The 13960-nt window shown below is 39.4% G+C and carries 8 protein-coding genes; 7 read left to right on the forward strand and 1 reads right to left on the reverse strand.

Going from position 1 to position 13960, the window contains the following annotated elements; translation table 11 throughout:
- Positions 1 to 6 precede the first annotated feature (6 nt).
- On the reverse strand, positions 7 to 2229 hold the full coding sequence (locus V7108_RS15725) for an AraC family transcriptional regulator (RefSeq protein ID WP_335568783.1): 2223 nt from the start codon (positions 2227 to 2229) through the stop codon (positions 7 to 9).
- 229 nt (positions 2230 to 2458) lie between these two features.
- On the opposite strand from V7108_RS15725, the gene V7108_RS15730 reads away from it, so the two are divergent.
- From V7108_RS15730 to V7108_RS15760, 7 genes are all read left to right on the forward strand, one after another.
- Positions 2459 to 4039: an extracellular solute-binding protein gene (locus V7108_RS15730; RefSeq protein WP_335568784.1), complete on the forward strand. Its 1581-nt coding sequence runs from the start codon at positions 2459 to 2461 to the stop codon at positions 4037 to 4039.
- A gap of 82 nt (positions 4040 to 4121) precedes the next feature.
- A complete protein-coding gene (locus V7108_RS15735) occupies positions 4122 to 5501 on the forward strand; it encodes a sulfatase (RefSeq protein WP_335568785.1) in 1380 nt (459 codons plus the stop codon).
- 280 nt (positions 5502 to 5781) lie between these two features.
- Positions 5782 to 6765: a Gfo/Idh/MocA family protein gene (locus V7108_RS15740; protein ID WP_335568786.1), complete on the forward strand. Its 984-nt coding sequence runs from the start codon at positions 5782 to 5784 to the stop codon at positions 6763 to 6765.
- A gap of 315 nt (positions 6766 to 7080) precedes the next feature.
- Positions 7081 to 7935, forward strand: coding sequence for a sugar phosphate isomerase/epimerase family protein (locus V7108_RS15745; RefSeq protein WP_335568787.1), 855 nt, complete (start codon positions 7081 to 7083; stop codon positions 7933 to 7935).
- Between the two features lie 413 nt (positions 7936 to 8348).
- Entirely contained in the window at positions 8349 to 9626 is a 1278-nt protein-coding gene (locus V7108_RS15750) for an alpha-L-fucosidase (protein ID WP_335568788.1), read from the forward strand.
- Between the two features lie 21 nt (positions 9627 to 9647).
- Complete coding sequence (locus tag V7108_RS15755) at positions 9648 to 10727, forward strand: Gfo/Idh/MocA family protein (RefSeq protein ID WP_335568789.1); 1080 nt, start codon at positions 9648 to 9650, stop codon at positions 10725 to 10727.
- 136 nt (positions 10728 to 10863) lie between these two features.
- Positions 10864 to 13959, forward strand: coding sequence for a beta-galactosidase (locus V7108_RS15760; protein WP_335568790.1), 3096 nt, complete (start codon positions 10864 to 10866; stop codon positions 13957 to 13959).
- Position 13960 lies beyond the last annotated feature (1 nt).

The raw sequence follows: 13960 nt of genomic DNA on the forward strand, positions 1-13960 counted from the left end.
GTTTTATTAAGCTTCGGTTTTAACTTTTCGATATTCACCTGGTGTGATTCCAACGGTCGTTTTAAATTTTCTCGTGAAATTCGGGACATCGATATAGCCGACCTCTGAAATAATATCCTTTACTGGCAGCTTTGTTTCAATTAATTGTTTCTTCACTTCATTTAGCCGTAACTCCCATACATATTGAGAAAAGGTGATATTCGTTTCTTCTTTTATAAAGCGGCTCAAATAAGAAGTGGAAAGATTAAATTCGTTAGCGAGATTCTCCAAGCTTAAATCATATTGATTAAAATGTTCAGTGATATATTTAAAAATATTGGATTGAAGTACATTTTTTTGATTTTCTTTATTTTTATTTATTTCAATGCAGATTTCGTCGGTAAATTGGGCCAGTTTTTCTTCTAGTAGGTCGAGCGAATCGATATCGGTTAAATAATAGATTTTTTCAAGGTTAAAATTAATGTCTGCTTCGGTAACGGTTTTCAAAATCGTATTAATAATATCGTATTTCATGTGCCTGAATAAAAGTATGGATGAATGATGCTGCTTTAACCATTGAAAAAGAGATTTCGTCGATTCTTTAGCAATTTCGGCATTTCCTTGTTTATAGCTATGTGATAATTTTAGCAGATGCTCCTTAGGCAGCCATAGAGATGCTTGGGATTCTTTCATGGCCGAGAAGGAGGTAATACCTTGTTTTTCAGTCACCTTCCCACTCTCATGGGCGGCTGACGCCTCGATAAAGGATCGATTGATCTGTTCCTTTCCTTTATAGGTTTCTCCAACCCCAATGATGGCAGAAGGTTCTAGCTCCAACAGCATTTGCTCAAATTTGTCTAAAAACTGCTGCTTATCAGCTAAATGATTATTTTTCGATTTAACAATGAAAGCCAATACATTATCGTTGATTAACTCTACTTCATAAACATTTGTATCTGTCAGTAGCTGGTTTGCCATACACTCTAATTCTTCCAAATGGATGTCGCTTAAATGTAATTTTGGCAATGAAGCCGTCATGACAAAAAAGTAACCGTTATCAAAGTTCAACTGAAATGATTCAAATAATTCCTTTGCATGGTCGACCGCCTTCATCTGGCCTTGAAGAAGCATAATCAGACATTGGTCACGGATTAACGGTTCCTGTTTGGCAAATTTATCATGTAAAACCTCATGATTGATAAAGACGTTCTCAATTGATTTTTGTAAACTATCAAATTCGTTCTTATTTGTTGCTTGATAGTCAGTATCTTTTCCTTGGACAAAATCGATCAGTTTTTTAATCGGACCATATTGTCTAAAAGAAATATAGATTGAAATAATCGAAGTAGCAATGACAATGAAAGCAATCACTAATAAAATAAATGTTTTGAACTCTGAGACCTTGATAAAAAACTGTTCCGTCGGTATGACCGTAACGAAAGACCAGCTGCTCGTTTCAGATTTAACGGTTGCAATTGAATAGTTCACATTATTAATCTTAATTTCACTGATACCTGATTGATTCTTTACTATCTTTTCAATATCGGCACTATCTAAGCTTGAGTCTTTGCCATTTGCGTAAGTCTCAATCATTTCATTGTTTTGGTTAAGAATAAATACATTTCCTTCAAAGCTGCCTAGGCTGTTTCGAAGCATATCTTCAAAAAACGTCTCATCCAATTGTAATAGTAATGTCCCATTAGAATTACCTGATCCGGAGGTAAGCGGATACAAAAATACTGGCTGATGGGAAAATAATTTAAGATTGGCAGAGACTTGTGGAAAGTCGGCGTTCATGATCTCATTTGCTAATAAAGCTTGATCGGGATTTTGGAAACTAGACCGATATTTGAGAAAAATCTCTTTTGTCATTAACCCCTTTGATGAATACACTAATTGATGATTTTGATAAAAAAGATATAATTCCCTGATAATCGAACTGGTTTCTTTATACTTTTCCAGTTGCTTAATCGCATCTGATTGAAATTCGTTTTTCTCAATCATATATGGTGCTAATTTAGGATTATATGATATGAGAGATGCAGTCTTTTCCAGCTCTTTTAATCGGTTATCCGTGAGGGTTTTAATGTTTTTTAAATTATTGATGTTAGAAAGTTCAATTTCATCTCTTAAGCTGCTCACGGAATTTTGGTAAAAAATGAATGCCATTATAGAAAATGGAATAAGAAAAATTAACATATAGGAGAGTATGTATTTCAGCTGCAATCTGGATGGAACCTTGAACAACAATTATTCGCCTTCCCTTCTAAAACTAAGATACTATCATTATAAATAAAAATGATTAGTTAATGGAAAGATATGATAAAAATTTTTTTGTGAATAATAGGAATATTTTAATATATATTGGTAATTAAGGTAAATCTATTAAAAAAAATGCTATTCTTTGAGGAAGGATGTTTTGCAGGAAGAATTGAAAGGGTTTACATTTATTCGATAAACGTTAAAAGAGGAGAAGGAAATGAAAAAACGATTATTGGTATTATTAATTCTTTTACTACTAATAAGTGTATTATCAGCCTGCACAAATCAACGAGAACAAAATCAACAAAGTGAAGGAAGTCCCAAGCGACAGATTAACATCAATAAACAAGGATTTCCCATCGTAAATGATAAGATAACGCTTACGATGTTTGCTCCTAATATTGGGGTGTCCAAATGGGAAAACATGAAGTATTTCAAAGAAATGGAAAAGAAAACGAATATTCATTTTACCTTTCATACTCCGCCGCTGGAAAGCTTCGAAACTCGGAAAAAGCTCCTTTTTGCAAGTAATGAGCTGCCAGATATTCTTTATGCATCATCACTAAGCAATAGTGAAATTACGAAATATAGTGAACAAGGCTTATTAATCCCGTTGGAAGATTTAATCGAACAATACGCACCAAATATCCAAAAGATGTTTGAGCTGCTTCCAGATGTAAAAAAATCAATCACTGCTTTAGATGGTCATATCTATGCCTTGCCATCTGTTGATCAATCACTGCTATGGGGTCAGAGTCCGCTCTGGTATAACGGATCATTCTTAAGTGCATTAGGTGTAAGTAAACTTCCCGAGACTACTGATGAATTGTATGCATTATTAATAAGAATGAAAAATGAAGATCCCAATCAAAATGGGCAAAAAGATGAAATCCCAATTACTGCTTTGGAAATGTCGCACATTAATCAATGGTTTATGGGGTTCTTTGGTATTGTTTCTAATGCCCATGGAGTATATAACGGTCAAGTCAAATATGGTGCCATTCAGCCGGAGTATAAAGCTTATTTAGAATATATGCACCGATTATGGGCAGAGGGACTGCTTGACAATGAAACATTTTCGCAGTCGAATGAGCAAATGTTTTCAAAAGGAAATGATAATCGAGTTGGTCTATATGCGGGCTGGGGTCCGGGGGCTTTTTTAGGAAAGAATGATAGTGCCGAAAATCCAATGATGCAGCCTGTCAAAGCTGCAAACATCGAGAAGCCTGTGATTCCGATCAGCAGTGGTCAAAAAAGCGGCCAATTTGCGATTACCAATGTCAATCCTTCTCCTGAAGCCTCGATCCGCTGGATTGATTATTCCTATACCAGTGAAGGTTCCGCCTTCCTGCATTCCTTAGAAGAGGGAGATGTTTGGGAGTGGGCAAACAAAGAAAGAACGATACGAAAATACATTTCCGGACTGCCAAGGAATCATCGTGGAACGTTAACACCGAATTATGGAATTGCTGTACCGCAATGGACACGGACTTATTTTGCGAAATCGTTTAAAAATGAATTTTCGGAGTTCAATTATCGGGAAACCAAAACCAAAATTATGGCCAACGGACAGGTCCCATTTCCGAATTTATTCTTGCAGCCAGAAGAGCTTGATCGGGTGATGGGAATTTCTACGGTTTTAGATGATTATGTAAAGCAAATGGAAGAGAAATTTATTACCGGAGAAGAACCTTTGTCCAATTGGGGTTTATATGTTCAGACACTAAAGGATTTTGGTGTCGATCAACTGGTTGCAGTTTATCAAACCGCTTATGATCGATTTGTGAATGCCGAATAATTAAATATCATTTTGTATGCCTTTTCATCCTGCTGTGATGTAGAGGAAAAGATTATTAATCTAAAAGGTGGTTGTGCATTTCATGAGAATTCTCTATTTAGATTTAGACTCACTGCGTCCTGATCATTTAGGCTGCTATGGATACCATCGAAATACTTCGCCAAATATTGATGAGATTGCAAAGGATGGAGTGATATTTTCCAATTATTATTGTTCTGATGCGCCCTGTTTACCATCACGTTCAGCTTTAATGTCAGGGAAATTTGGTATTCATAATGGGGTGGTCGGTCATGGCGGAACTGCAGCTGATATGAGGCGTGAAGGACCAAGCCGCGGCTTTAGCGATCGATTAGCCAGAGAAAGTCTTCCAGGCTCACTGCGTCAGCTTGGTTTTAAAACGGCTACCATTAGCACATTTGCTGAAAGACATTCTGCCTGGACGTTCAATGCAGGTTTTAATGAAGTATTAAATATCGGCAGAAATGGCGGGGAATCCGCTGAACAAGTTCTCCCCGTTGCACTTAAATGGCTCGAGGATAATGGGGAAGCAGATAATTGGTTTTTACATTTGAATTTCTGGGATCCGCATACACCATATCGAACACCTGAGGATTTTGGCAATCCATTTGCCAATGAACCGATGCCTGAATGGTTAACGGAAGATGTCTTTAAGCTTCACCAACAGAAGGAGAATCAACACAGTATTAACCATATGAATGAGCTTGCAAAGACACATTATTACAGATGGCCGCGACATGGCAAGCAGATTGCAGCCTACGATGATCTACGAATGATTATTGACAACTATGATTGTGCCATCCGCTATATGGATGAACATGTCGGACAGGTACTGCGGAAGTTAGAAGAATTAGGTGTGATGGAAGATACGGCGATCCTGATTAGCGCTGATCATGGGGAAAATATGGGTGAGTTAGGTATTTACTCTGAGCATGGAACCGCTGACCAAGGAACATGTCGTATTCCCATGATTATCCGTTGGCCAAATGGCTTGAAGGGTACAGTCGATGAGGGATTACACTATCATCTAGATCTTGCCCCTACACTTGCAAGTTTACTAGGAGCACCAAAGGTTGAATCCTGGGATGGACAAAGCTATTCTGACAGTATTGTAAACGGCGGGCCTACAGGTAGAGAATATTTGGTTCTATCACAATGTGCACATGTTTGTCAGCGAAGTGTGCGATTTGGTGATTGGTTATATATCCGCTCGTATCATGATGGATATAATGGTTTCCCAAAAGAGATGTTGTTTAATTTAACCGAAGATCCGTATGAACAAGTAAATCTTGCCAAGGAAAGGCGCGATATATGTAAGGAAGCAGTTTATATCCTTAACGAATGGCATGATGAAATGATGTCTTCGATGGAATATGACGTTGACCCATTATGGACCGTGATGAAAGAAGGCGGGCCATTGCATGCAAGGGAATATAAAAAATAATTTGCAGAGAAACAGGATTAGGACATTGTTACAGTCCCAATCTACTAAATTTGAGAAGTTCAAGCTCTAATGTAAGAAACAACATACTGTACAAGAATTACATATCATTCTACAATGCCTTGCTGTCCGCTTGATTGCATAAGACAACCGCGGCAAATCCTACATATTTACCTTCGATGACAGTAGGCAGTAAGCTAGAGAAAATCTTGTAATTCTAAAAAGGGATTACTATAAAGAAATTGCAGGAAAAACATTTTAGTTCAGGCGAGGAGGAAGACGTTTGAGTAAAGTTCGTGTTGGATTTGTAGGGGCTGGTGGAATTGCTAATGTCCACCTGCAGCATGTTAGTAAAAATGAAATGGCCATGGTGACGGCGATTTGTGACATACATGAAGAAACGGTACTAGATAAAGTAAAGCAATATGGAGGGATCGCTTACACAAATGTGGATGAGATGCTTGAAAAAGAAGCGTTAGATGCATTATTTATTTCTGTACCGCCATTTGCTCATGGGGAAATGGAAGAAAAAGCTGCAAAAAAAGGTATTCACTTAATGGTGGAAAAACCATTGGGCCTTGACTATCAAACGGTTGCCAAAAAGGCAGAAGTTATCAAACAATCAGGAATTATCAACGGGGCAGGATATTGCCTGCGTTACTGGGAAACGGTTGCGAAGGCGAAGGAATACCTAAAGGATAAGAAACCCGCCATGGTCCGGGGCCATTATTTATCATCATTTGTCCCGACACCTTGGTACATTGAATGGGAGAAATCCGGAGGTCAGCTTGTTGAGCAATCGACACACATCGTTGATTTAGCGAGATATTTAGGCGGCGAGATTGAACAAGTCTATGCCAATATGAGCCTGCAGGTCCATAATGATGTCCCCAATATTAATATCCCAGATGTGACCTCCATGAATTTCGTGTATGACTCTGGAGCAGTTGGCCATATCGACAGTACCTTTGCTCAATTTGACCATCGGACAGGAATAGAAGTATTGGGAGAAGATTTTCGGGTTGTTATCGATGGCGGTAATTTGACAATCCTCGAAAAAGGGGCTGCACCTTTAAACTTCAAGGCAGAGTTGGATGTCTATGGAGTCCAAGACGACTTATTTATCGAGGCTATTATCAAAGGAGATCAGAATTTAATTTTATCCTCCTACGAGGAAGGCTTAAAGACACTAGCCGTAACGTTAGCAGCCAATCAGTCATATGAAACAGGACTGCCGGTGAAAGTTTCTACTATTACAAATTTTTAAGTTGTGTTAAAGGTTATTGTTGATTTTATTAATTCTAAGAATCTAATAGACGGAGAAATTTCGCTTATTTAATAATTATGATTAAAAATGGCTTAAATAGACGGAGAGATTCCGCCTATTGCCTCGATATACGTGAAAATGGAGGGTTTTTCTTTGCATAGACGGAAAAACTCCCCTTATTTACCCCGAAACAGGCTCCATTTTGAATTTAGCCGGAAAGTCTCCGCTTATTTTACTTTTGCTGGTTCGGGAGCGTAAATCAACAGCCTTATTTAACATAGCCAATATTTAAGAAAATTTGGGAGGTTAAATGAAATGAAACTTGGTATCAGTTCGTACAGCTTACAAGGCGCAATCAATTCGAAAGAAATGAGTATATTAGATGTCGTTCAATGGGTCGCTGACCATGGCGGAGAGCATGTGGAAATTGTACCGATTGGTTTTAGTTTGACTGATGATTTGTCATTGGCAGATTCAGTCCGTCAAAAAGCGGAAGAAGTGGGAATTGAAATTTCTAACTATGCCATCGGAGCAAACTTCCTGACCGACAATTTTGAAAAAGAAATTGAGCGGGTAAAAAAGGAAGTCGATATCGCTCATCGCCTTGGTGTAAAGCTGATGAGACATGATGTCGCGTGGAAGGCGCCAAACGAAATCTCGATTCGTGATTTTGAAAAAGATCTGCCAAAAATGACCGAAGCTTGCAGAGTCATTGCTGATTATGCTGCACAATTTGATATTGTGACAAGCGTGGAGAATCATGGTTACTATGTTCAAGCAAGTGATCGGGTGCAGCGTCTGATTCATGCGGTCGATAAGGAAAACTTTAAGACCACTTTAGATACTGGGAATTTCCTTTGCGTTGACGAAGACCCAGTAGCGGCAGTAAAGAAAAATATCTCATACGCATCCATGGTTCATGTGAAAGATTTTTATCAAAGATCGTCTTCGCTTGGCCTGGGAGAAGGCTGGTTCCCATCAAGCACCGGCAAGTATTTAAGAGGGGCGATCACAGGGCACGGGGATATCAATCTGCCTGAAGTCTTAAAGGTTATCAAACAATCGGGCTATGACGGCTATATTTCTATCGAATTCGAAGGAATGGAAGAATGCAAAAAAGCCGCAAAAATTAGCTTAGACAATGTGAAAACCATTTGGGAAGCAGTTTAAATCAGATTTTAGATTCATAGTGCCCCAAATCGGGATAAAGTTAGGGTTTCGGTCACTATGAAAGGTTCATAGTGACCCAAATCAAAAGAAAAACTTGGTTTCGGTCACTATGGAAGGATCATAGTGACCCAAATCGAGTGAAAACCTAGGTTTCGGTCACTATAAAAGGTTCATAGTGCCCCAAATCGAGTGAAAACCTAGGTTTCGGTCACTATGGAAGGTTCATAGTGCCCCAAATCGAAAGAAAAGCAAGGTTTTGGTCACTATAAAAGGTTCATAGTGCCCCAAATCGAAAAAAACTAGGTTTCGGTCACTATAAAAGGTTCATAGTGCCCCAAATCGAAAGAAAAACTAGGTTTCAGGCATTATAAAAGATTCATAATGCCCATTTCAAAAAAACGGTGGTGTTAACAATGAACGCAAGGGAAGAACGAGTAAAGTGGTTCATGGAGGATCGTTTTGGTTTGTTTATTCATTGGGGGCTGTATTCGATTCCGGCGAGAGGAGAATGGCTCCGTACCAATGAACGGTTAACCATTGAGGAATATCAACATTTTTTTGAGGAATTTAATCCTACCTACTATAATCCGCGTGAATGGGCTAAAGCAGCTAAAGCAGCAGGACAGAAATATGCTGTGTTAACCGCCAAGCACCATGATGGTTTCTGTCTGTTTGATAGTCAATTAACTGAATACAAGACAACCAATACACCAGCCGGCCGTGACTTAGTTAAGGAATATATTGAGGCATTTCGAGCGGAAGGAATAAAAGTAGGGCTATATTATTCCATTATTGACTGGCATCATCCGCATTTCCCTAAGTACGGGGACCGCTATCATCCGATGCGTGACAATGAGGAATATAAAGAGGAAGAAGTAGATTTTTCAAGATATCTTGCCTATTTCCATGGACAGGTTAAAGAATTATTAACGAACTATGGGAAAATTGATATTTTATGGTTCGACTTTTCCTATGATGATATGACAGGGGAAAAATGGGAAGCAACCAAGCTTATGGAAATGATACGGGAGTTGCAGCCGGAAATTCTGATAGATAACCGTTTGGGCGGCAATATTAAGTTAGCCCAGCCTGAAATCTATGCGGGGGATTTTTACTCTCCTGAACAAATTATCCCTGTTGGCGGGATCGTCAATCTGGATCATAAGCCGATTCCCTGGGAAGCCTGTATCACCTTGAATGATCATTGGGGTTATCATGCGAAGGATTTGAATTACAAATCTCCGAAACAAGTAATTCGCACATTGGTCGAGTGTGTCAGTAAGGGCGGTAATCTATTGCTAAATGTCGGTCCGAATGCCAAAGGGGAGATTCCTGAACACTCTTTGGAAATTTTACAGGTGGTCGGAAAGTGGATGAGGCAGAATGGGGAAAGCATTTATGGATGTAACGCTGCTGATTTACCGAAGCCAGAGTGGGGAAGGTATACCCGAAAAGGGAACTATTTATATGCCCATGTATTTGACCGTGGGATTGGTCCCATTTATTTTCAAGGATTAAAAGGCAGGATTAAAAAAGCCAGACTCCTTGCTGACGGAAGTGAACTGAAGGTGGAGGTTCCGTGGATGGCGGAGCAGTATTCAGATATTGAAAATGGTGCTTTTATTCATTTATCAGGAGCACAGCTGCCGGATGAAATGGATACCGTTATTGAACTTGAATTAATAGATTGATTGATTAGGAGGATGAAAAGGATGGGTAAATTAAAAATTGGTGTAATCGGGGCAGGTTCGATTTCAGATATGCATTTTCAGTCCTATGCAAAAAATGAACAGGTTGAAATCCATGCCATTTGTGATTTGAATGAAGAAAGGGCAGAGGAAAAAAAGAAAAAATACAATGCCGAAGTCATTTATACAAACTATGAAGACTTACTGAAGAACCCTCAAATTGATGCAGTGAGTATCTGTACATGGAATAATTCTCATGCGGAAATTGCGATTGCTGCTTTGAATGCAGGCAAACATGTATTAGTGGAAAAACCATTATGTAAAACGGTAGAGGAAGCGCTAAGGGTAGAGGAAGCGGTAAAGAAAAGTGGAAAAGTTCTTCAGGTAGGCTTTGTCCGCCGATTTGGAACCAATACAAAGGTTTTAAAATCCTTTATTGATTCTGGGGACCTTGGTGAAATTTATTATGCAAAAGCTTCAATTTTGAGACGTTTAGGAAACCCTGGCGGATGGTTTGCTGACAAGGAAAGATCGGGCGGCGGGCCGCTTATCGATATCGGTGTACACATCATTGATTTGTGCTGGTATTTAATGGGGAAACCAAAAGTAAAATCCATTAGCGGAAACACTTATTCGAAGCTTGGAAACCGGGCAAATATTGAAAACCTATCTTTCTATCAAGCAGCGGATTATGATCCAAGCATCAATAAAGTAGAAGACCTCGCCAATGCCCTGATCCGTTTTGAAAATGGTGCTTCCTTAATGATTGACGTCAGCTTTACCCTTCACCTTAAGAAGGATGAAACATCCATTAAGATCTTTGGCGATAAAGGCGGAGCAGAAATTGAACCTGAACTCGTTATTATAACAGAAAAAAATAATACGATATTAAATGCCCAGCCACAAATTGATTCGCTGTCCTTTGATTTCAACCAAGCATTCCAAAATGAAATTAACCATTTTGTTACGTGCTGCCAAGGTGAAGGACAAACGATCAGCCCAGTGGAAGACGGCGTGGAATTAATGAAAATATTATGCGGTATCTATGAATCAAGTGAAACAGGTAAGGAAATCTCTTTTGAACCATCCAATGTAACCGTTTAAACAAAAATAATAATTCCCCTTAATAAAAAAGGAGCAAAGAGGGAAAAAGCCGAAAATGAATCTTTTTCCTTCTCTTTGTACGATCCAACATTGGATGCAAAAAATACATATCCTGCAATAAAAAGGAGTTTGAATCTTGGTCTCAAATGTTGTGATTTTTTATGACGAAACCTTCCCTTTTGATGGTCAAAGGCCAACGAAAGAAATGATAAAGAAACTAAAAGAACATGCTTCTGTCATCAATGCGGCTGAGTTAAAGAATGCTTTTCAGACTAAAATAGACTGCTTTATTCATTTACACGGTTCCTATTTCCCAAAAAACGCATGGGGGTCTTTGACTGCTTATTTAAAAGAGGGGAAAGGGTTTGTTGGAATAGGCGGTGCCCCTTTCAGAAAGCCATGTAATCAAGTAAACGGTGAATGGATTCCGGAGCGGGAGCAAACCGCTTACCATGCTGAGCTAAATATCCATGAAGTATTAAAAGTTGATCGAAAGCCAATCGAGAAGTTGATTCATCATAACGATTTTCCGATTTTTAAAGATTATGAGGATCTATTTACCGTTCAGGATACAGCCAATTTTATACTTCATCCAACGAAGTCTTCGTCGATTGAACATGAAATGGGATCAGTTGGCCCGATAGATGCGCGAATATTTCCTTTATTGAAGGGCGTATCCAAGAGCGGACGGGAGGTATGTGCCCCGGCGGTTTTAATCGAAAACTATAAGGGTGTGTTTACCGGAGGAAGATGGGTTTTTATTAACCAGTTCGTATCAAGTGAGTTCTGGAATGATAAGGGCTGCCGTTTCTTAATGAATTTGGCTGATTATGCTGCAAGCGGCGTGATAGAACTTTGGTTGAAAACCAATTATGCCTCGTATGAGCACCATGAGGTCCCAATTATTACTTTTCAAGCTCAGTCCCTGCTAAAAGAGCATTTGAATTGGAGTTTAGAGCTTACCCTAACGAAAGACGGTAACATACTCGAGAAACAATCCTTATTGGTAGCGATTACAAAAGAGCTTCATATTCAGAAGGTCTATTTAAATAAGAAGGAATTTGATCCTGGCTATTATGAACTTACCTGCCGATTAACTAGTGATTTAGGTGAAGAAAGGGTTCTTCATCAAGGTTTTTGGTTTAGGGATCAAGAACTGCTAGAAAGCGGAGAGCCGCTTGTCTGCGGCAGAGATTACTTTTTGAAAAATAATCAGCCTTTCCCGGTGGTAGGTATGACATATATGACTTCCGATGTCGCCCGGTATTTTCTGTTCTTGCCAAATCCAAATGTCTGGAATAAAGATTTTGCTGCGATGAAAGCAGCAGGCATCAATTATGTCAGGACGGGGATTTGGACAGCGTGGCGCAACATGATGTTTGTTGACGGCCATATGGAAGAGAGTATTTTAAGAGCCATCGATGCCTTTATTCTAACGGCTAAACAACATGACATCGAATTAACCTTTAACTTTTTCTCGTTTACACCGGAGGAATGGGAAGGGAAAAACCCTTATCTTGATCCAAGAAGTGTCGAGGCACAAAAGCGATTCATCACAGCAATTGTTACGAGGCACCAGACAACAACGAATGTTCAGTGGGATTTAATCAATGAACCGTCTTTATTTGACCCGAATCAAACGTTTGCTGGACCAAGGACGCTTCAAGACCGCTTCGATGCGAGTGAGTATCGGGAATGGTTAAAGGCAAGACATGGTGAAATTGCTAAGCTTCAAGAACGCTGGAATCTGACACCGAATGAACTGCCGTCATTCGATCACGTAATGCCGCCGCAGACCAGGGAAATTAATACCCATATTCAAGATATGGCTGCGGGCAAAAGAGGATTGAAATGGTTAGATTACACGTTGTATACGATGGATAAGCATAATGAGTGGATTGGCAGGCTTTCCGGGACAATCAAGAAACTGGCAAAGGATCAACTAGTCACTGTCGGACAGGATGAAGCATTAATGGCGCAGCGTCCTTCACCATTTTTTTATGGCAAAGCCGTCGATTACACGACAAATCACACCTGGTGGTCAATGGACAATTTACTTTGGGATGGCATCTTTGCCAAGACGATTGATAAACCAAATTTGATTTCGGAAACCGGAATTATGTATGTGGAAAAACCGAATAACCAAGCAAAGCGTTCCGAGGAGGAGCTCCGCAATATTCTCGAAAGAAAGTATGCCTATGCCTTTGCTTCAGGGAGTGCGGGTGCGGTTCAATGGCTCTGGAATACCAATTATTTCATGAATAATATTAATGAATCGAATATTGGGGCGCTTCGTGCTGATGGGACTGAAAAGCCAGAAGCCAATGTTTCCTATGATTTTGGCCGCTTTATTAATAAAGTGGGATATTTATTTGAAAATCGGAAGCTGGAAGAGATTGTTGTGATTTTCCCATATTCCAATGACTTTTCCAATCGTAGATTTGCCTTTGATGCGACAACGAAATTAACGAGGGTACTAGCTTATGAGCTTAACCAGCCATTCCGGGCATTAAGTGAGTATGATGTATCGAGCTTAGCGGAAGAACCTCCAAAGGTAATCATGGTTCCGAGTCCACATAATTTCCGTTCGGAGACTTTAAAGGAAATACTGGATTTTGTGAAAACTTGCGATGTCACCCTGCTTTTTACGGGTCCTATGAGTCTTGATGAATACTGGAACGAAAGTGATCGGATGAAAGAAATAGCGGGTCCGACCCAACTTGTCAATGTCCTTCGTGAAGAAATGCTAGTCGTTGATCACAAAACACTTCCTTTTTCATTTGGTGATAAACGGATTGCGGAAGTCGTCAAGGAAATCTCCGAAGCAGGTATTTTAGAAGTGAAGGAGTATGACTTTGGAAAAGGAAAAATTATCTGGTCTCCGCTTCCAGTTGAATTAAATGAACGGAATGAGTCGATTTACGGATTATATCAATATAGTTTAAATCGTGCCGGTGTGTCGAAGCATTTAATTTGGCATGAAGGGGATTCTCCAGGTGTTTACGGCCGGAAACTAGATTTTGAAAATGGAAATCTGTTTATCTTTGTTTCTGAGTTCGGGGTAGATACAAAGGTAAAAATAACTGACCCTGAAACAGACCAAACATATGAATTTTTACTAGAATCGGAAAGAAGTGTTTTATTCGCTGCAGCCAAAACGGGAGAAATTATTGGTACATACCGTGAGGATGAAGTGAAGATAGAAAATATGCAGGTAAAAGGAGTGTTTTAAA

Source organism: Neobacillus vireti (assembly GCF_036962345.1).
In the GTDB taxonomy this organism is placed as follows: Bacteria; Bacillota; Bacilli; order Bacillales; family Cytobacillaceae; genus Neobacillus; species Neobacillus vireti_A.